Annotated in this window: 17 protein-coding genes; 4 read left to right on the plus strand and 13 right to left on the minus strand. The window is 59.0% G+C overall.

The genetic code is table 11. The features are described from left to right. Positions 1–113: 113 nt before the first annotated feature. Positions 114–551: a VOC family protein gene (locus LGH74_RS13485; protein ID WP_226176489.1), complete on the plus strand. Its 438-nt coding sequence runs from the start codon at positions 114–116 to the stop codon at positions 549–551. A 340-nt stretch (positions 552–891) separates the two neighbouring features. On the opposite strand, the gene LGH74_RS13490 is transcribed toward LGH74_RS13485, so the two are convergent. The 3 genes from LGH74_RS13490 to LGH74_RS13500 form a co-directional block, all read right to left on the minus strand. Continuing rightward, positions 892–1,788, minus strand: a complete 897-nt coding sequence (locus tag LGH74_RS13490; protein WP_226176491.1) for a hypothetical protein — start codon at positions 1,786–1,788, stop codon at positions 892–894. Positions 1,789–1,917: 129 nt separating this feature from the next. Further along, on the minus strand, positions 1,918–2,286 hold the full coding sequence (locus LGH74_RS13495) for a DUF952 domain-containing protein (protein ID WP_226176492.1): 369 nt from the start codon (positions 2,284–2,286) through the stop codon (positions 1,918–1,920). A 121-nt stretch (positions 2,287–2,407) separates the two neighbouring features. Further along, positions 2,408–2,806, minus strand: coding sequence for a hypothetical protein (locus tag LGH74_RS13500; RefSeq protein ID WP_226176493.1), 399 nt, complete (start codon positions 2,804–2,806; stop codon positions 2,408–2,410). A gap of 227 nt (positions 2,807–3,033) precedes the next feature. On the opposite strand from LGH74_RS13500, the gene hppD reads away from it, so the two are divergent. Together hppD and LGH74_RS13510 are read left to right on the plus strand one after the other, a co-directional pair. Then, positions 3,034–4,167, plus strand: a complete 1,134-nt coding sequence (hppD, locus tag LGH74_RS13505; RefSeq protein ID WP_226176494.1) for a 4-hydroxyphenylpyruvate dioxygenase — start codon at positions 3,034–3,036, stop codon at positions 4,165–4,167. Positions 4,168–4,360: 193 nt separating this feature from the next. Continuing rightward, a complete protein-coding gene (locus LGH74_RS13510) occupies positions 4,361–6,097 on the plus strand; it encodes a phospho-sugar mutase (RefSeq protein ID WP_226176495.1) in 1,737 nt (578 codons plus the stop codon). Between the two features lie 315 nt (positions 6,098–6,412). Here the strand turns inward: LGH74_RS13510 and LGH74_RS13515 are convergent, their stop codons facing one another. The 3 genes from LGH74_RS13515 to LGH74_RS13525 form a co-directional block, all read right to left on the minus strand. Continuing rightward, entirely contained in the window at positions 6,413–7,165 is a 753-nt protein-coding gene (locus LGH74_RS13515) for an SDR family NAD(P)-dependent oxidoreductase (RefSeq protein WP_226176496.1), read from the minus strand. Positions 7,166–7,257: 92 nt separating this feature from the next. Beyond that, complete coding sequence (locus tag LGH74_RS13520; RefSeq protein ID WP_226176497.1) at positions 7,258–8,202, minus strand: helix-turn-helix transcriptional regulator; 945 nt, start codon at positions 8,200–8,202, stop codon at positions 7,258–7,260. Positions 8,203–8,637: 435 nt separating this feature from the next. Beyond that, positions 8,638–9,708, minus strand: a complete 1,071-nt coding sequence (locus LGH74_RS13525) for a hypothetical protein (protein WP_226176498.1) — start codon at positions 9,706–9,708, stop codon at positions 8,638–8,640. 349 nt (positions 9,709–10,057) lie between these two features. On the opposite strand from LGH74_RS13525, the gene LGH74_RS13530 reads away from it, so the two are divergent. Then, complete coding sequence (locus tag LGH74_RS13530) at positions 10,058–10,543, plus strand: nuclear transport factor 2 family protein (RefSeq protein WP_226176500.1); 486 nt, start codon at positions 10,058–10,060, stop codon at positions 10,541–10,543. A 51-nt stretch (positions 10,544–10,594) separates the two neighbouring features. On the opposite strand, the gene LGH74_RS13535 is transcribed toward LGH74_RS13530, so the two are convergent. The 7 genes from LGH74_RS13535 to LGH74_RS13565 all read right to left on the minus strand — a co-directional run bounded on the left by LGH74_RS13535 (position 10,595) and on the right by LGH74_RS13565 (position 18,555). Then, a complete protein-coding gene (locus tag LGH74_RS13535; RefSeq protein WP_226176502.1) occupies positions 10,595–12,277 on the minus strand; it encodes an ABC1 kinase family protein in 1,683 nt (560 codons plus the stop codon). A gap of 133 nt (positions 12,278–12,410) precedes the next feature. Continuing rightward, a complete protein-coding gene (locus LGH74_RS13540; protein ID WP_226176504.1) occupies positions 12,411–12,944 on the minus strand; it encodes a phasin family protein in 534 nt (177 codons plus the stop codon). A gap of 232 nt (positions 12,945–13,176) precedes the next feature. Further along, entirely contained in the window at positions 13,177–14,148 is a 972-nt protein-coding gene (locus LGH74_RS13545; protein WP_226176506.1) for an alpha/beta hydrolase fold domain-containing protein, read from the minus strand. 200 nt (positions 14,149–14,348) lie between these two features. Beyond that, positions 14,349–15,509 (minus strand): lysophospholipid acyltransferase family protein, encoded by a 1,161-nt coding sequence (locus tag LGH74_RS13550; protein ID WP_226176508.1) that lies wholly within the window; start codon positions 15,507–15,509, stop codon positions 14,349–14,351. 179 nt (positions 15,510–15,688) lie between these two features. Continuing rightward, on the minus strand, positions 15,689–16,879 hold the full coding sequence (locus LGH74_RS13555) for an aspartyl protease family protein (protein ID WP_226176510.1): 1,191 nt from the start codon (positions 16,877–16,879) through the stop codon (positions 15,689–15,691). 165 nt (positions 16,880–17,044) lie between these two features. After that, positions 17,045–18,115 (minus strand): o-succinylbenzoate synthase, encoded by a 1,071-nt coding sequence (gene menC, locus LGH74_RS13560; RefSeq protein ID WP_226176511.1) that lies wholly within the window; start codon positions 18,113–18,115, stop codon positions 17,045–17,047. A 152-nt stretch (positions 18,116–18,267) separates the two neighbouring features. Beyond that, the gene (locus LGH74_RS13565) at positions 18,268–18,555 is read right to left on the minus strand and encodes a KGG domain-containing protein (protein WP_226176512.1); all 288 of its coding nucleotides are present in this window, start codon (positions 18,553–18,555) and stop codon (positions 18,268–18,270) included. Positions 18,556–18,691: the final 136 nt, after the last annotated feature.

An 18,691-nucleotide genomic window follows, 5' to 3' on the forward strand; every position in this document is an offset into this window, starting at 1 on the left:
CCGGATTGCTAAAAAAAATGGCGCAAACACCCCTGCAGTTTGTCGCATTTAACCACCTTACAGGGTGGATTTGGCGCGTACTTTTACCATGTACTCACTTAACCAACCCTCACATGGCAACTAATATCTTTGTCAATCTGCCCGTCAAAGACCTGAACGCTTCGGTGGCTTTTTTCACCCAGCTAGGGTTTAGCTTCAATCCCCAGATGGCCGACGAAAGGGGCACCTGCATGGTCATCAGCGACACTATCAACGTGATGCTGCTGGTAGAGCCGTTTTTCCAGACGTTCACGGGCAAGCCGCTGGTCGATGCTCATCAGGCCAACGAATTCATTATCTGTCTATCGGTCGACAGCCGCACTGAGGTTGACCGTATCGCTGACGCGGCTCTGGCTGCCGGGGGGCAATCCGTAGCGCAGCAGCCGGAAAACGAAATGGAATTCATGTACGACCGTAACTTCCAGGACCTCGACGGCCACCTCTGGAATGTGATGTACATGGATCCTACCTTCGCCCAACAGACGTCTCCGGCCGAAGCCGCTGCGCAATAACTGCTACGAGCGTTCGGCCTACACTCTCGCACCTTCCCCCGTTGCTTGCCACCCACTGCCGTGCCCTTCGCTTCTAGGGGCGCAACGGCTGCGGGGAATAATTACTTGCCTCACTCAAACAGAAGCCCCGGCCCTAAACGCCTTGAATCTTCACCCAAAACGCAGATGCCCTTCCGGCCATATGAACGGAAGGGCATTTGCGTTTGGATAGTTACCTAGCTGGTTTACCGCTTTTCAAACGGGATGAGCCCGCAAAAAAGAGGCTTGGCATCACTTGGGGAAGTCGGAAAAGGCTTGGGCAAGGACATGCAGGGTTCTGACGGGACTTTTTTTGAGTTGCTTACTCCCTGGTGGCGGGGGCTGCCGGCGGAACGGGTACTACTCCGGCAGGTGGCAAGGGCTGCGCCGCTACTACCGGTCGGGGCGGAGTGGTGGGCTGGTATTGCACTTTCTTACGCTCCTGGTCAAAGTCGAACAACAAAGTTCGCTCCCCGACGGGCATGCCCACGCGCAGCAGCAAGGTCTGGTCGTAGCTAGGGAAGCTCACGTAGCCGCGGGACAGCTCGCCGGGCTTCAGGATGTGCTTGCGCAGCACTTTAACTTCCCAATAGCTCTTTTCCAGCACCGTTTGGTCGGCCTTCACGGCATGGGCCATGTGCTGATCCTCAGCCATCACGGCGTTGTTGATGTGCTGTTCCTCGCGCCGGGCCAGCTCGGCCTGCTTTTCCTGCTCGGTACCCTTGGGCGTGTCAATCACCTCAGTAATAGACGCGGCCATGTCCATCCACTCCAGGAAGCTGATGCCATTGGCCTTGCGAGCTTCGTAGTTGATCTTGTTGGTCAGCGCCTGAATGCGGTGTTCGGGGTCGATGGCATATACCTGGGCGGGTACATAGGGCACGTTAGCATTCATTTTCACCGCATTGCGCTTGGCCGTTTTCTTGTCCATCATCACGGGCATGTAATAAAACGTGCCTGGGTTGACGGCCAGCTCTCTGTTCGAGCCGTTACGGATTTCCACCTCAAACACGAGATTCTTATCGCGTAGGTGGGCGTAGCAAAGCTGCACCTCCACGCTGTCGAAGTTGGTGCTCATCGACGGACGCCCGTCGGTCCACTCACTGTCGGGCTGCCGAGGCTTTACGGTCAGATAATGCGAGGGGCCGCAGCTGGCTAGCGTGCCCAGGGCCAATAGGGTTGCCAACGCACCCTGATGCAGAGAATAACGCAGGTTCATAATGCAAAATAGTAGCTATAGAGGCTAGAGCCTTTCAGACGGGAAATGGTGGCAGCCGCACCCGTTTTTTTTTGGTGCCGGCTGCCGGGCCAAACATAAGCAGCCGGAGTCAAAAAACACCACACGTTGCTATCCTTCATGCAGTTCGGCTGGCAGCTCAAATTGCCCGTTGGAACTCGCCGTAAAGGCCAGCACCCGCAGAATGGCCGCCTGCGGAATCGGGCCGAAAACGTGGGCAAAAGCCTCGTTGCGGGCCGCCATCCACTCCCGCTCCACGCGCACTCCAGCCTCGGTTAGCCGGTCTTCGGCTATTTCCAGCAGCAGCACCTCGGGGCAGCCGGCGTAGTAACGGCGGGCCGTTTCCAGAATCTGGTGCTTTTCGGAGCAGTGAATAAAGCCTTCGGCAGCCAGGTCGGCACTGGCAAAAAAGCCGGTTTGTTGAGCCGATTTCCAGTCCGCCGGGTCGGCAATTCGGTAGATGCGGGGTAAAGAGCTCATGGTACCCAGAAAAAGCAGGGCTTCCGTTCGGTTCCGCTTCGGCTGCTACTCAGTGGTAACCGGCAAAGCGGAATTCCGAACGGAAGCCCATTCAGCAATCAAAACTTATTTTTCGGCGGCCTTACGCCTTCCACACCTCTTTGCGCACGTTTTTGCCAACCGACAAAATCAGGCGCGTGGGGTTGGGTACCAGCACGAGGCGGGCTTCTTTACCGGGAAATTCGTCGGAATCGACCCAGACGCCTTCCTTGTGCGAGGGCAGGTAGCCCGTGTCGCCTTTGATATCGTTGGGCAGGTAGGCCGTGGGCAGCAGCACATCCGTGTCGGGGCAGAGCTGCTCGTGTACTTTCTCTAATACTGATTCCAGATACTGGCCGTATTCGTCGTTAAAATCGTCTTCCAGTTCGTGTAGTTCTTCCTCCACGTCGTCGTAGCGGGCATCGTCGTAGGTCAGCTTGTGCAGCTCCTGCTTTTTTTCGATCAGCGCAACGAGGGCCTGGTTGAGTTCCTCCTTATTCATAGCTACGGGGAAAAAAGGGTTAATGCACAAAGGTGCGTAGGATTCTGCAATTGTACGCACCAAAACCCGCAAACGCCAAGCCGTTGCAGCACGAATAGCAGCACCAACTGCGCGGTTTGTGTTCCGGCCATTACCAGTGCCGGCCCCGTATTGGAACGAATTGCGGCAAAGCCGTATTTTTACCCGAACAACGCCCTTCCCACCCGAAACCTTACTCTCCTACTGCCATGCAAACCATGACTTCGCCTGAAGTGCAGGCCCACCCCGCCCACGACTTCCTGCCCCTGAAAGGCACCGACTACGTGGAATTCTACGTCGGCAATGCCAAGCAGGCAGCGTACTTCTACCAAGCTGCTTTCGGCTTCGAGCTGGTGGCCTACGCCGGCCCCGAAACCGGCCTGCGCGACCGGGCCAGCTACGTGTTGCAGCAGGGTAAAATCCGCTTCGTGCTCACCACCTCCCTGCTGCCCGACTCCGACATTATGCGCCACGTAGCCCAGCACGGCGACGGCGTGAAGGTAATGGCCCTCTGGGTGGACGATGCCCGCAAGTCGTGGGAAGAAACCACCAAGCGCGGCGCCAAGTCGGCTTTCGAGCCTTATACCATCGAGGATGAGTTTGGCAGCGTCACGCTCTCGGGCATTCATACCTACGGCGAGAGCATACACACCTTCGTAGAGCGCACCAACTATAGCGGTGCGTTCATGCCCGGCTTCGTGGCCAAATCGGGCCTGGTGCCGCAGCCTGCACCAGTGGGCCTGCTGCACGTCGACCACTGCGTGGGCAACGTGGGCTGGGGCGAGATGAACCAGTGGGTGAAGTTTTACGAGGACGTGATGGGCTTCAAGCTGCTGCTCACCTTCGACGATGAGGATATCAGCACCGAGTATTCGGCTTTGATGTCGAAAGTGGTTTCGAACGGCAACGGCTACGTCAAATTCCCTATCAACGAGCCTGCCGAGGGCAAGAAAAAGTCGCAGATTGAGGAATACCTTGACTACTACCACTCGGCTGGCGTGCAGCACATTGCCATTGCCACCAACGATATCCGGGCTACCGTAACTGAGCTGCGCCGCCGCGGCGTGGAGTTTCTCTCGGTACCCGGTACTTACTATGAGGACCTGCTGGAGCGCATCGGCGCCATCGACGAGGACCTGGAATCGTTGAAAGAGCTGAACCTGCTCGTCGACCGGGATGAGGAAGGCTACCTGCTCCAGATTTTTACCAAGCCCGTGGAAGACCGGCCCACGGTATTCTTTGAAATCATTCAGCGCAAAGGTGCCAAGAGCTTCGGCAAAGGCAACTTCAAGGCCCTGTTTGAAAGCATCGAGCGGGAGCAAGCACTACGCGGCAACCTGTAACAGCTGTCGTCTTCGCAGGTAGAAACGCTCTTTTACCGGAAAGCCCTAACGCCTGAGCAGGCGTTAGGGCTTTTCACGTAAGGCCGCTGAGCCCATTTCAGGGGGCGGATTGCTGCGCGCCTCGCAAGGACATTAAAAAAACCTCTTTTCTTTACGCTCGTTCTGTTACCCGCACAACTTACCATTCCCATTCATGGCCCTGACCTCCGACATCCAAGCCAAAATCAACACCTGGCTTTCCGGCAACTACGACTCCGATACCAAAGCCAACATCCAGCAGCTGCTCGACGCCGGCGACGAAGAAACCCTGAACGACGCCTTCTACCGCGACCTGGAGTTTGGTACCGGCGGGCTACGCGGTATTATGGGCAACGGCTCGAACCGCATGAACCGCTACACGCTGGGCATGGCTACCCAGGGTTTGTGCAACTACCTGCTCCAGTCGTTCCCGAACCAGGAAATCAAGGTGGCGCTGGCCCACGACTCGCGCAACAACAGCCGCGAGTTTGCCCGCATTGCGGCTGGTATCTTCTCGGCCAACGGTATTACGGCCTACCTTTTCAACGAGCTGCGCCCCACGCCCGAGCTGTCGTTTGCCATCCGGCACCTGGGCTGCCAGAGCGGCTGCGTGATTACGGCTTCGCACAACCCCAAGGAGTACAACGGCTACAAAGTATACTGGCAGGACGGCTCCCAGGTGGTAGCCCCCCACGATAAGAACATCATTGCCGAAGTCAACGCCATTCAGAGCGTAGACGAGGTGAAGTTTCAGGCCGATGAGTCGCGCATTCACCTCATCGGTGAGGAGCTGGACGCGGCCTATCTGGCCCAGGTAAAAAATCTGAGCATCAACCCCGCCGCCATTCAGCGCCAGCACGACCTCAAAATCGTGTACACGCCCCTGCACGGTACGGGTATTACGCTCGTACCCAAGGCACTGGCTCAACTGGGCTTTACCAACGTGAGCATCGTGGAAGGTCAGGCCACGCCCGATGGCAACTTCCCCACGGTACTGTCGCCGAATCCTGAGGAAAAGGTAGCTATGCAGATGGCCCTCGACCAGGCCCGGGCGCAGGATGCCGACCTCGTTATTGCCACCGACCCCGATGCCGACCGGGTGGGTATGGCCGTGAAAGACAACAAGGGCGAATGGGTGCTGGTAAACGGCAACCAGACGGCCGCCCTACTCACGCACTACCTGCTCTCGGCCCGCCATAAAGCTGGCAAAATGACCGATAAGGATTTTATCGTCTACACTATCGTAACCAGCGACGTGCTCGGCGACATTGCCCACGCCCACCGTGTGAAGGCCTACCAGACGCTGACCGGCTTCAAGTACATTGCCGGCATCATTCGGGACTTGGAAGGCCAGGAAAACTACATCGGCGGCGGCGAGGAAAGCTATGGCTACATGATCGGCTCGTTTGTGCGCGACAAAGACGCTATTTCGGCCTGCGCTCTGGTTGCCGAAATGGCCGCCGTGGCCAAAGACAACGGCCAGACGCTCTACCAGGCCATGATTGACATGTACGTTACCTACGGCCTCTACAAGGAAGACCTGATTTCGCTGACCAAGAAAGGCCAGCGCGGGGCCGAGGAAATCCAGGAAATGATGGCCGGCCTGCGGGCCAACCCGCCCCGCACCATTGCCGGCCTGCCCGTAGTGGAGATGCGCGACTACAAAACCGGCGTTATCCGCAATCTGCACACTGGCGAGGAAAGCGCCACCGGCCTGGAAAGCTCCAACGTACTCCAGTTTATCTTGGCCGACGGCAGCAAGGTGTCGGCCCGCCCCTCGGGCACCGAGCCCAAAATCAAGTTCTACTTCAGCGTCAAGCAGCCCCTCAAGTCCCACGTCGATTTTGACCTGGCCGACAAGCTGGCCGGCGAGAAGATTGCCGCCATCATCGAGGACATGCAGCTGCGGTAAACTGCCAAGCCCTTTAACCCAACAAAAAAGCCCGGCTCGTCCGGGCTTTTTTGTTTTTACTCTCCTCTCCTACCCGCCAGTGAGAAGCATCGCAGAGACGGTGTGAATGAAGCCAGAGATGCCGTTAACCATCACAGAGACGGCGTGAACGAAGGCAGAGACGCCGTGAAGCAGCGCAGAAGCAACGTGAATGACCGTAGAGACGCCGTGAAGCATCGCAGGGACACTGTGAAGGACAGCAGAGAGGGCGGCAACGACGGCAGGGAGTGCGTAAACGACGCCCTCACTGCTTCTAAGGCCGTTGCTTGCTTAGCTTTACAGCATCATGCCGCCCGTGGCTTCGAGGCGCTGGCCGTTGAGCCACCGGGCGGCATCGGTGCAGAGGAAGGCCACGATGCCCCCGATGTCGTCGGGCTCGGCCACGCGGCCCAAGGCCGTAATCTGGGCCACGTAGGCGCGGATTTCCGGCGTATCCGTCATGGCGCCGCCCCCGAATACGGCTCCGGGCGCTACCACATTGGCGGCAATGCCCCGGCTGCCCAGCTCTAGGGCTAGATAGCGGGTGAATACTTCCACCGCGCCTTTCATGCTGGCGTAGGCCGAGCTCCCGGCGAAGGCAACCCGCGTGGTACCGGAAGAAATATTGATAACCCGGCCACCGTCGCGCAGGAGCGGCAACGCCTGTTGCGTGAGGAAGTACACGCCCTTGAAGTGGATGTTGAGCATCTCGTCGAACTGCGCCTCGGTAGTCTCGGCAATAGGGGCCGTGAGGCTGGTGCCGGCGTTGTTGATCAGAAAGTCGAACCGGTCGGTGCCGAAGGTATCGGCGAGGGCCGTGGTAACTTGAGCGAAGAACGTAGCAAACGTGCTGATGTCGGCCGCGTTCAGTGGCAGGGCCACGGCGCGGCGGCCCAGGGCTTCGATTTCGGCTACCACCGCGGCGGCTTCGGCCTGCTGGCTGCGGTAGGTCAGGATAACGTCGATGCCCTGCTGGGCCAGCTTCAGGGCCATGTCTTTGCCCAAGCCCCGGCTGCCGCCGGTTACCAGGGCTATTTTGGAAGTACTCATAATCGGAGGTTTGTGGTGTTAATGGAACACGACAAAGGTCCCCCGCCCCGCCCCCGGCACTATTGTAGGCACCAATCAGCTTCTTGTATAAATCAATCTAACACGGCTTCCAGCGTGCGAAAAGCGCCGGGACTTACGGCAGCGTAGCGGCGGAAGAAGTGTGAGAAGTGTGCTACATCGACGAAGCCCAGGCAGTCGGCAATTTCCCAGAGCGTCCAGTCGGTGTCACGCAGCAGCACCTTGGCCTCCTGGGCCAGCCGCCCGCCAATGAGGTCGGAGGTGGTACGGCCGGTGCTGTCCTTGAGCACCTTGTTGAGGTGGTTGACGTGCACGGCCAAGTGGTCGGCAAAGTCCTTGGCCGTGCGCAGCTGCACGCGCTGCTGGGGGTTGGCCAGCGGAAACTGCCGCTCCAGCAGTTCCACGAAGCGCGAGGAAAGCCGGGCCGCCGCCGAGTGGGCCGGGTGCAACCTAGTTGACGGCTGCCGCTTCTGCCCCAGGTGCAACAGCTCCAGTACGTAGGCCCGCAGCAGGTCGTACTTATGGGCGTAATCGGAGGCTAACTCCTCGTGTATCCGGGCAAACAGGGCGGCTACCTGCGCGGCTTCGGCTGGCGTGAGCTGAAATACGGGGTAGCCCTCGGCCCGGAACAGGGGCAGCTCGTCGGGGGCCAGACCGCCGAGTACGGGCAGCAGGAACTCGGCGGTGAAGAAGCAGAAATGCCCCTGCTGCGTCTCGGCCGGCAGCCATTGAAACGGCACCTTGGGCGTCGAAAACACCAGGGCGTCGGGGGCAATATCGATGGTTTGGTCGGCGTATTCGGCGCGGCTGTGGCTACGCAGGAAGCTGATCTTGTAGAACGAGCGGCAGGCGTAGGGCGGGGCGGGCTGCGCGGGCGCCGATTCCCAGAGGTGGGCTATATCAAAGGCGTTGAAGTGGCCCACTTCGCGCTGAATGCCCGTGGGAAGCAGTGGGCCCAGGTCAAGGCCCAAGCAGGCAGTAAACTCCTGGTAGCTGGTGCTGAGGGCGGCGGTTGTCATAGCTGGGCAGTGCTTGTAGGATTCAAAGCACTGCAACCCACCCGGGAGTAGAAAGTTTGCCGCCTCCCACTCTACACCGGTACTGCCAGCCCCCTGCCGCCCAGAACGATGTAGAGACGCATACTTGCGTCTCAATCATTGCTGAGGTTGTTACGGCGCGCTGCGTCATCGTTCAACGAGGAGACGCAAGTATGCGTCTCTACATCGTTCTCCGACTCACCCAAACAGCTTCTAAGCGGTGTGAATGATGTTCTAAGCAGCGTGAAGCATCTCCTAAGCACTGAGGATGATCTGCGAAGCGGTAACAACGACTCACTAAGCACCGTGCATGATGTTCTAAGCGGTGTGAATGACCTCCTAAGTACTTCCCATATCACAGGAGCCCGGCAACGACGTTGCCGGGCTCCTTTCTTTCTACAGACTGAATAGCCCGGTCTAAAACACGAAGTTGAACGAGGCCTGGCCCAGAATACCGCGCAGGTCGCGGCTGCGGCTGTCGAGGGGCACGAAGTAGCTGGCTTTGGTATCGAGCAGAATGTGGCGCGTCTTGACCAGCTCCACGCCCAGGCCCAGGTTCAGGTTCGGGATAAACTGGTTTTCCTCGTCGTTATTCCGGTTCAGAATAAAGCCGCCCACCTGGTAGCTGGTGTAGAGGTTCATGAATTTGCGGCGGCCCCGGCCGAAGTTGCGCGGGTAAAAGTCCTGACCGAAGTTGATGACGAACAGCTCATTCACAAATTCGCCGTCGGTGGTGTTCTTCGTCACGGGCTTATACACGCCCAGGTTGAAGTAGCTCTTGCCGCGGGTAAACAGGTATTTGATGGCGTAGCCCTGGTAGGCCGAAGCGGTACGGTCGGCCGCCGGGTTGTCGAGGCGTAGGTAGCTGTACTCTACGCCGGGCATATTCACGAAGCTGACCTTGCGGTTGCCCGTCGGAAAGGTTACCTCATCGTAGAGGCGCAACGACACGTAGGCCTGCCCCTGGTGGCTCACGATGCTTTGCTGGCGCTGGCGCAGCCGCCGCAGGCTGCTTTCGTGGCGCTCCACGTCATCGAGCAGCTTCTGGCGCTCGGAGGCTTCGAGGCGGGTATTGCGCAGCTCCTTTTCCAGCCGGTCTTTGTCGGCGGCTTCGGTCTGCTCCTCGGCTTGCAGCTCCTGCAGGCGCGAAGTCAGGTTGTGGGCGTTGAGGTTGTTTTCCAGCACGAAGCCCAGCTCGGCGGCCAGCGAGTCGAGGCGGGGCAGGTAGCGCGTGGGCAGGGCAAATTCGGCCGTGAGCTGGTCGGGCGTTTCCTCCTGCTTCTGCACCCGCACTGCCCGCTGGGTAATAAAGGCTTTCAGCGAAGTGCGGGCCTCCGCAAATTTGGTGACGCCTACCGTCAGGCGCTTCTGGGTTTCAAACAGCTCCTGGTCGTCGCCCGATTGGGCCTGGGCGGCCAGCCCACACAAACTCAGAAACAAAGCAGCGGCCGTCTGGCGGCACAACAGGAATTTAGGCAACAGATGCATAGAACTCGTCCTTTGGATTCAACCTACCAATCAGCGGTAAGCCGGGGCAAGTTGCGCCTTATTCAGCAAGCACTATATAAAAACGGCCAACAAAAAGACGCTTTTACGGACTTTTTAAGCCAAACACAACTTGCATCACTCATCTGAATTTCAGATACATACAAATACAAAATCAGACTCTACTAATTTTAAAAACAGCTGCAATTAGCAAACCCACAGCTATGGTAATGGTGCAATGGCAACCGTCCGAACACGGTTTTATATAATATTTTTACTATATTAAATAGTGCGGCGGCGTTGTGAGTTGATTTCAGGATGCAGGCGGCACCCCACTTAACCCCATTGTCCTATGAAACGCACCTGCTGCCTACTCCTGCTACTCGTTTGCGCCTGCTCGGCGACGGTGGCCCAAAAGACGGCCGGCAAGATGCCCGCCAACGCCGAAAAAACGAAAGCCGAGCTGATCCAGCTCGACCGGGACTGGGGCGCCGCCACGGTAACCAACGACCTGGATTTCGTGAAGAGCCTCGTAGCCGATGACTGCCTCTTTACCGAAGCCGACGGCATGGTAGCCACTAAAGCCGAGATGATTAAGGACATGGAATCGGGCAAGTCCAAGACGGCCTCCAACCAGCCCACCGAATATAACGTGCGCCTCTACGGTCCCGATATGGCCGTAATTCGGCATAACATCACGACCACCGGCACCGAAAACGGCAAGGACGTCAGTGGGGAATATCGGCGCATGCACGTGCTGGTGCGCCGCGAGGGCCGCTGGGTCGTTGTCGACAGCCAGTCGGTGCGCGTGGGGCCAGTGGCCGTAGCCACCAAATAGTAGCCGTTTCCGGCAAGGCCGCGGCGGAAGTAGCGGGGCAAAACGGCTTGGTTATTCCCGCCGCGTGCGGGTACCCAGAATCAGAAGAATCAGGAACAGGAAGCCGGTGATACCCAGGCTCCACCAAGTGATAAGCGGAATACCGTGCGCATAGCGCATTTCCGGCGAGTAGCGGCCCAGCAAACTTAAACCCGAAAACAGCAGAAACGCCACCGCAATCAGGGCAATAATGGTGCGCGACACGAGCTGGTCGGCGGTGCGCATCAGGGCCTGGTAGCCGCTCAGCTCCACTTTCAGGCGCAGGTCGCCGCGCGAGACTTTGCGCATAATCTGGCGCACATCGGCGGGCAGGGTCTGAATGAGGGCCAGCAGCTGGGTGCCGGTGTACTGGGCCTCGCTCATGATATTTTCGGGCGAATACTGCTCGGCAATAATCTTGGCGCCGTAGGGCCGCACAAACTCGAAGGTGTTGAAGTTGGGGTGCAGCACCTTGCCAATGCCCTCCAGAATCACCAGAGCCCGCAGAATCAGGAATACCGCGCCGGGCACCTGCAGCTTGTAGTCGTAGATGATGGTTTGGAGTTGGTCGGCCAGGTCGCTCATGCTCATCTCCTTCACGTCGAGCATGGCAAAATCCTCAATCAGGTTGCTGAGGTCGGCTTCGAAGGTGCGCATATCCGGAATGTCGGCCGTGAGGGCTAGCCGCCGGAAGTTCAGGGCCATGCTGCGCGCATCCTGCCGGGCCATGCCGATAAAGACGCCCGCAAAGGCATATTTCTGCTGCTTGGTGAGCTTGCCCACCATCCCGAAGTCGATGAGCACCAGCGTGCCGTCGGGGCGCACCAGCACGTTGCCTGGGTGCGGGTCGGCGTGGAAGATGCCAAACTCGAATATCTGGGTCAGGTAGATATCCATGCCGGTTTCGGCCACCTTCTCCGGGCTTAGCCCCCACTCCAGCAGTTGCCGCTTGTCGGTAATCTTGCAGCCGCTGACGAACTCGATAACCAGGATTTTGGCCGTGGACAGCTCCCGGTAAGGCTTCGGGATGGAAAACGTTTCGTACGCCTCGTAGAGCTTGCGAAACTGCTCCATGCTGCGGGCCTCGGAGGTGTAGTCGAGCTCCTTCATCATGCTCCGCTCGAAGGCATCCACAATGTCCTGCGGGTTGCTCAGGCCGTGGTTGCGCAGAAAGCCGGCCGTGAGGCGCACCAGCTCGTGCAGCAAGCTCAGGTCGGTGCGTACTTTTTCCTGCACGTCGGGGCGCTGCACCTTCACCACTACGTCTTCGCCCGTGAGCAGCCGCGCCCGATGCACCTGCCCGATGCTGGCCGAGCCCAGTGGCTTTTCCTCAAACTCGCTGAACACCTCCGCAATGGGCTGGCCCAACTCCCGCTCGATTATCTGGCGGGCCACCTGCACGTCGAAGGGCGGCACGTCGCTCTGCAGCTTCTGAAACTCGTCAATCAGGGCCTCAGGCAACAGGTCAGGCCGGTTGCTCATAGCCTGAGCCAGCTTGATAAAGGTGGGGCCAAGCTCCTCAATCACCATCCGGACCCGCTCCCAGCGGCTGGTTTCAAACACCGGCCGCTCGGCGTGCTGCCACGATAAGCGGCGCTTCTGGGTAACGAGGCGGCGCAGGGCCGTGCTGGTCACCACATCCTCAAACCCGTAGCGCACTAGCACCTCCACTACCTGCCGGATGCGGCCCAGATTGGAAATCGTGTTTTTGAACATGCGGTGGCGGTGGGGAAAGGACAGGTTTGGAAATGCAAAATAAGCGCTGCACCTCAGCAATGCCCGCCGTAGCACAAAAAAGCCAGCGCCCCGCTAACGTGGACGCTGGCTTTTCCGGAAAAACAAAGCTGAATTAAGCAGCCGACGTGTCGGTGCCGCCAGCCGGAGCGGCAGGCGTAGCCTTCTTGGCGGCCGGCTTACTGGCCGACGACGATTTGGCGGCACCCGCTTTGGCGGCGGCCGATTTCTGGGCGGTGCCGGCGGCGCTGCTTACTTTATCGGCGGCTTTCTTGGTAGCACCGGCGGCTTTGGCCGTGGCGCTCGAAGCAGGCTTGGCGGCCGGCTTGGCGCTGCTTTTGGCCGACGAAGCCGTGGCGGCCGACGACTTAGAGCCACCTTTTACACTGCGCTTCAGCTCTTCCACATCAGAGTTTGAGGCTACGCCCACGCTCTTCATGAGCTTGGAGGCAATGCTGCTGAACTGCTGCTCGAGCTCCTTACGCTTGGTTTCGGAGTTCTTTTTCAAGTCGTCCATGATTTTCTTCCCCTCCTGCTCCGACAGCTTGCTCTCTTTTACCAGGGCGTCGATGGTGGTTTGCACCCGGTCACTGGTCAGCGACACGAAGCCGACACCGGCATTGATGAATTTCTTAAATAAATCTTCCATGGTGCGAAACGGTTAAAAAGAGTTGAGGTGAATGGGAAAAACAACGCTAAAATCTCGTCAGGCAGGAAAAGTAGTATGCAAGCCGACTATTTTCGACAAACCTACAAAAACATAGCTATATAGTTGGTGGTGAGGAGAAATATTTTCCCGCCGCTCGTTCATACAGGCTATTTCTGTGGTTTATTGAGGTCAAAAGCAAGATGCTCTATGGCCGGCAGAATACTTCTGCACCTTAGAGCCGGGCCCGTAGCCGAGACGCGGAATTTACTTTGGCAGCAGGCCGGCGCACATCCCGCAGGAGTTGAGCCGCCGCTTCCTGCGCCGCCCAGATGCTGTGGGTGAAGGCCGCCGCTTTGTCCAGCGCTTCGCGGGCTTCGGGCAGTAAGCGCCAGAACAGATGCCACCAGTGCACGAGCCCCGAAAAGGCCTGCAGCGTTACCGGCACACCCGCTTTTTTGGCTTTGACCGCAAATTTCACCACGTCGTCGTAGAGCACTTCCGCGTCGGAGGTTTGCAGCAGCAGCGGCGGCAAATCGTGCAGATCGGCTTGCACCGGCGACACGAGCGGGGCCGTCAGGGGCATTTCGGCGGCGTAGAGGCCGCCCCAGCCCCGGATGGCTAGGGCTTCGAGCAGTTGAAGTTCCTCATCGGCTACGCGCCGGATGGTGCCGGTGGGCAGCACCAGATCGGACCAAGGCGAGAGGCCAATGGCGGCAGCAGGCAGCGGCTCCTTCCCGTCGCGCAGGGCTACCAGCAGAGCCAGCACCAAGCCGCCCCCGGCCGAGTCGCCGGCCAGGATGATGTCGTGGGGGTGGTAGCCTTCGCGCAACAGCCAGCGGTAAGCCAGCAGCGCATCATCGAGGGCGGCCGGGAAGGGAAAGTCGGGAGCTTTGCGGTAGTCGACGGCCAGGGCGTGCATGCCGCAGCGCTGGGCCAGCGTGCCCACCAGGCTGCGGTGGGTGTTGAGGGAGCCCAGCACGTAGCCGCCCCCATGCAGATACAGCAGCACCCGGCGCGGATTGGCTTTTTCGGGGCGAATCCATTCGGCGGCCATGCCTTCGAGCCGGATGCTTTCTAGGTGGACGCCCCAAGGCAAAAACTGGAACAGGCTGCCGACTTCCAGCGTGAGGCGCATGGCCGCAATGCTGGGCTGGCGGCGGGCCAGTGGCGCAGTGGCGGCTGTCAGGAATTGTTTGAGGAGCAAATGCTGGGGGGAAGGCATTTGATGGCGGGAATGAGGAGCTGGGAAATAGAAGCGGGACGGAACCGCGCCGGCGGGCGTAGTATTCTGGCAGGCACAAACGCAGCTAAAGCCGCGGCACACTGGTAAGTTATTGTCTTTTACTGACTGAGCCAGAACAGGTTTCGGGAATCGTGCCCGATTTATACTTTATAGCTTTTGCGTCACACTTTTTTGCCCAGCCGATGACCTTTGTAGCCCCGGATGGCAATGGGAATCCAGCCCAGAATGGGAATAAAAAAGCTGATGGTAAACGGGTTGCGCCAGATCATGCGCAGCCAACTACCGGGGCTGGTCAGGTTGAGGTTGATGTCGCGCTTGCCTTTTTCGGTGTACTGCTTTTCGAACTCGGTGAAGACGGCGGGCCAGGCGAAGGGCAGGAAAAAGGGGAAGTAGCGCCAGTTCTGCCGGATGCGCTGCCACATTTCGGCCCAGCGGTAGGGCTGCTTGCCGTGTTGGCGCACGGCGGCGTCCATTTCGAGCTGCATACGGGTGCGTACCTGATTGGAGAGGTCCTCGTATTCGGCGCGGCTCAGCTCGTCGTGGGCTTTATCGGTGAGCTCATAGGGCTTGATGCGGGTGCCCAGCACAAAGGTGAGCCGGGCGGGGTAAGCCATGTAGAAAAACCAGGGCTGCAGCAGCACCATCAGAATGATAGGCCCGATGGGAATAAAGGGGATGCCGATTTTCTTGCTCAGGTTGTTGACCCAGTCCCAGCTGTAGGTGTAAGGGTTGAGGTACTCGCCATTGATAGTGTAGAAGGGAATAATATCGGTGCGGTGCTGGATGCCGAGGCGCAGCATGCTGGTAGCCAGGCGCTGCAGCTGGTACTTACGGTTGAACCCCTTACCGATGCCGGGCACGCCCTCGGGGTACAGCATCAGGTTGTGGTCGTTGTAGTACATCATCGTCTCGAAGTTCAGCGTGGTGGCATCCACGCAGCCGCAGCGCTTCCAGAAATCACGCACCAGAAACGGATTCATCAGGGCCGACTGGGAGAGCATGGGCGCCGACAGCGGGCGGGGTAAGCCCTTCAGGTTGGGCAGCTTGCGCCACAGGTGCGACAAGGCCACCATGGCATCCCAGGGGAAGGCCATGCCCGAGTGGTTGGAGGCAAAAATCAGCGGCTTGTCGGGGTTGTTGCGCTCGGGGTAGTCGTCGAAGCCTACCAGCTCAGAGCGAAACCAGACCCGGTCGAGCAGCTGCAGAATGTTCTTATCGAGCTGCCAGACAAACTCTTCGTCGAAGTAATCAGAATAGATGTGCTGGTTGGCCCGGATTTCGGGCGGCGGAGTAGGCAGCGCGGGCGAAGGGGCCGTGGGCATCAGGTAAAAACGAGCGAGAAGATGGGTGGCAAGGGGAAGGTCGGGCTTCTAAGGTAGAAAAATATACGGTTGGGCGGCCCAAGCGGGATGTATTGCCTGATTGACCGTCGTGCTGCGCCTGGCAACGTCAGCGCGCGAAATGCTTCGACTTCGCGTAGCATCACGTTCTAGTTAACTGCTCAAATCTCCCGCTTCAGCTGCACTTGGGTGGTAGCCAATTCGCCATCGGCGTGGCGTACAATCAGCAGGATCTTACGGCCGTCGGCGGAGTGCAGGATGCGGCTGATCTGGGTCAGGGAAAAGGCGCTGGCCGGCATCAGATTAATGGAGAGTATCTCGTCGTTGGCCTGCAGGCCGGCTTTGGCAGCAGGCGAACCTGGCTGAACCTGAGTAATTACGTAGCGACGGTAATCGGAACCGGTGGCCAGCAGGTCCATGCCGCACATGTCGTGCTCGAAAGGCTCCCGATAGAGCATGTTGGGCCGTAGCAGCAGGTAATTGTGGGTGTAGTTGATAACGATGTCGAAGCGCTTAAGCAGCTCAAACCCAATATTGCCATTACGCGGGACTTCCGCCCGCATGGCTACATCGGTAGAATCGGGGAAGGAAGTAAGCAGGTAATTGAGCTGGTAGCGGCCCAGTTGCAGGCCCGACACACGGCCCAGATAGCCATTGATAAAGCCATTGAGGCCCTTGCCCAATTGGGAACGAAGCCGCTTGGGTGGCAGTTGCAGCTGGCGACTGGAGGTCGTTTCGATGGACAGTGCATGGCCGGCCCCGGTATCGAGAATAAGCTTGAGGGGCAGCTGCAGGGAATCGGTGACCTGCACCTGAGTGGTCAGGTACGGTTTGTTGCCTTCCAGATCGAGCGACATTCTCGTCCAGCGCCGGCCGCGGGGCTGGGTATAGGTAGCCGGGTCATGAAAAATCAACAGGCTTTCCGAGGGCCTCACTTCCACCACGAAGCTGTGAAACACATCGGAGCCCAGAATACCGTGAATGGGCATGCCCACGTAGCCTGATAGGTTGAGAATATCTTCCGAAAGCGTGAGAAACAGCATGGACGTGGCCACCATGCCGGGCAGTTCCACCCGCACGCTGTCGGTTTCGGAGGCTTCCAGCGGCGCTTCGTTGCCGGCCCCAGCCACCCGAAAGCTGCGCCCCACGCGCAGCTTTAGCTCGGAGCGTAGGGCGGGGTCGGTGATGAGGGAAGTACCGACGCCCGTATCGAGCAGAAAGTTGTAGGGACCCTGCCCATTCAGCAGCGCATTGACGATGATAAGGTTACGCTCCAGCTCAAAGCGAAATTTCACTTTATGAGCCTTGGCCTTCACGAAGCGAAACGGCCCCACACCCTGGGCTGTGGCCACCGGGCCAGTACACCAGAATGCCAGTATAAGCAGCAAAATTCTCCAACGCAGCCCGTGTAGGCTACGGCAGCTGAACTTATATGCGGCAGAACGGGACATGGCAAAGGTATGGCGGCCTGGTAATATAGCAAAAAATCCGCCTCGTCGTATACGCCGCCGGTATGGTTATTCCAAGCTCCCCCAGAGCTCTTGACTACCATAGTGCAGCTGCCCCTGCCGGATGGTGAGCGGGGCTGCTATGTTGTTGGTATAAAGCTGGCCGGTGCCCAGACCCTGGGGAAAATCGGCGGGGGCAAACCGGGCCGCAAACTGGCTGACGGCATTGAGCCCGATATTGGATTCGAGGGCCGAAGTGAGCCACCAGCGGATGCCACGCGCCTCGGCCAGTGCTATCCAGTGCCGGGCAGCGGCTAGGCCGCCCAGCAGCGTCGGCTTGAGAATGATATAGGCCGGCCGAACTTGGTTGAGCAGGGCTTCCTGCCGGGCGGGGTCGGTTACGCCAATCAGCTCTTCATCCAGCGCCACCGGCACCGGCGACTCCCGGCACACGGCGGCCATAGCGTCCCATTGTCCCGCTGCTATTGGCTGCTCGATGGAGTGCAGCTCAAACTGAGCCAACTGCCGTAGCCGGTCCAGGGCTTCGGCGGGAGCAAAAGCACCGTTGGCATCGACGCGCAGCGTAAGTTGCTCGGGGCCCGCCACCGCCCTGATTTCCGCCAGCAGCCGTAGCTCAGTAGCAAAGTCGATGCCCCCGATTTTGAGTTTCAGGCAGGAATAGCCCTCGGCCAGCTTTTTCTGAATCTGTTCCCGCATAAAGGCCGCGTCGCCCATCCAGACCAGCCCGTTGATGGGAATACTAGTTTCGCCCCGGCTGAAGAGCGTATCATAGAGCATGCGGCGGCCGCCCTGCTCCCAGTCAAGGGTAGCGGTTTCAAGAGCAAAGCGCAGGGCGGGTAGCTCAGCGGCCACCAAAGCCGGAGCTTCGGCCGAGGGCAGCTCCGCCAACTGAAGCTGGTTGAAATACTGGCAGAAGTCGGCAATGCGGGTTTCCGTGTCGGGGCCGTAGTCGGGGCTGAGGCCGGCCAGGGGCGCGGCCTCGCCGATGCCTACCCGACCGGGGTGGGCGGTATCGGTTAGGTAGAGATAGTATACGTGGTGCTCGGTAATGGCGCCACGGGAAGTGCGGGCCGGGAAGCTGAAGTGCAGAATGCGTTTGGAATACGAGAGGTGCAGCATGGGGCAGCGAGAGGCTGGTGGACGGGCTAAGTAACAGAGAACTTGCCCGATTGGCGGCTAGGGGCCGAAAAAGAACAAGCCTTCGTGCAGAACACGAAGGCTTGTCGGCTTAAATGCGACCTATGAAGGCCGCGGCTACTTCAGATGGAAACTTATCGGGTGGCACCGCCCTGGTTGCTCCGTCCGCGACTTGCCTGGCCCCCCTTACGGCCGGCTGCACGGGCTTCCTCTGAAGTAAATCGGTGGCCACGGCCGCTTTCGTGCGATGCTTTACCGCCTTCACTGGCAATGCGGCGCTGCTCGGCCGGATCCATGGCGGCAAAGCCCCGCAGGCTCTTGCCGGCCGGAGTAGTTTTGCTGGTCGTGCTGCGCCCGTTGGAGCGGCCGGCTTCGGCCTGACGAGTGGAGCTGGTGCGAGTAGTTGCGTTGTTCGTAATCATAGTTCTGCAGGGTTTGGGAGGACGTGGATGAAACCTGCCCTTTTAACGGCCGGCCTTTAGCAAGGATAGGCATTCCAGGCTCTAATTCAGCGCGTAACACCCAAAATACCAACTACTACTGACGAGCTATGCGTAC

This window comes from Hymenobacter lucidus (assembly GCF_020447265.1).
Lineage (GTDB): Bacteria > Bacteroidota > Bacteroidia > Cytophagales > Hymenobacteraceae > Hymenobacter > Hymenobacter lucidus.

Excerpts from the sequence above, each read along its gene's own strand:
- hppD (WP_226176494.1), top strand. The coding sequence starts at position 3,034 with ATGCAAACCATGACTTCGCCTGAAGTGCAGGCCCACCCCGCCCACGAC.
- LGH74_RS13495 (WP_226176492.1), bottom strand. The coding sequence starts at position 2,286 with ATGAGCTCTTTACCCCGCATCTACCGAATTGCCGACCCGGCGGACTGG.
- LGH74_RS13530 (WP_226176500.1), top strand. The coding sequence starts at position 10,058 with ATGAAACGCACCTGCTGCCTACTCCTGCTACTCGTTTGCGCCTGCTCG.
- LGH74_RS13550 (WP_226176508.1), bottom strand. The coding sequence starts at position 15,509 with ATGCCCACGGCCCCTTCGCCCGCGCTGCCTACTCCGCCGCCCGAAATC.
- LGH74_RS13515 (WP_226176496.1), bottom strand. The coding sequence starts at position 7,165 with ATGAGTACTTCCAAAATAGCCCTGGTAACCGGCGGCAGCCGGGGCTTG.
- LGH74_RS13500 (WP_226176493.1), bottom strand. The coding sequence starts at position 2,806 with ATGAATAAGGAGGAACTCAACCAGGCCCTCGTTGCGCTGATCGAAAAA.
- LGH74_RS13510 (WP_226176495.1), top strand. The coding sequence starts at position 4,361 with ATGGCCCTGACCTCCGACATCCAAGCCAAAATCAACACCTGGCTTTCC.
- LGH74_RS13485 (WP_226176489.1), top strand. The coding sequence starts at position 114 with ATGGCAACTAATATCTTTGTCAATCTGCCCGTCAAAGACCTGAACGCT.
- LGH74_RS13490 (WP_226176491.1), bottom strand. The coding sequence starts at position 1,788 with ATGAACCTGCGTTATTCTCTGCATCAGGGTGCGTTGGCAACCCTATTG.
- LGH74_RS13565 (WP_226176512.1), bottom strand. The coding sequence starts at position 18,555 with ATGATTACGAACAACGCAACTACTCGCACCAGCTCCACTCGTCAGGCC.
- LGH74_RS13525 (WP_226176498.1), bottom strand. The coding sequence starts at position 9,708 with ATGCATCTGTTGCCTAAATTCCTGTTGTGCCGCCAGACGGCCGCTGCT.
- LGH74_RS13520 (WP_226176497.1), bottom strand. The coding sequence starts at position 8,202 with ATGACAACCGCCGCCCTCAGCACCAGCTACCAGGAGTTTACTGCCTGC.
- menC (WP_226176511.1), bottom strand. The coding sequence starts at position 18,115 with ATGCTGCACCTCTCGTATTCCAAACGCATTCTGCACTTCAGCTTCCCG.
- LGH74_RS13535 (WP_226176502.1), bottom strand. The coding sequence starts at position 12,277 with ATGTTCAAAAACACGATTTCCAATCTGGGCCGCATCCGGCAGGTAGTG.
- LGH74_RS13540 (WP_226176504.1), bottom strand. The coding sequence starts at position 12,944 with ATGGAAGATTTATTTAAGAAATTCATCAATGCCGGTGTCGGCTTCGTG.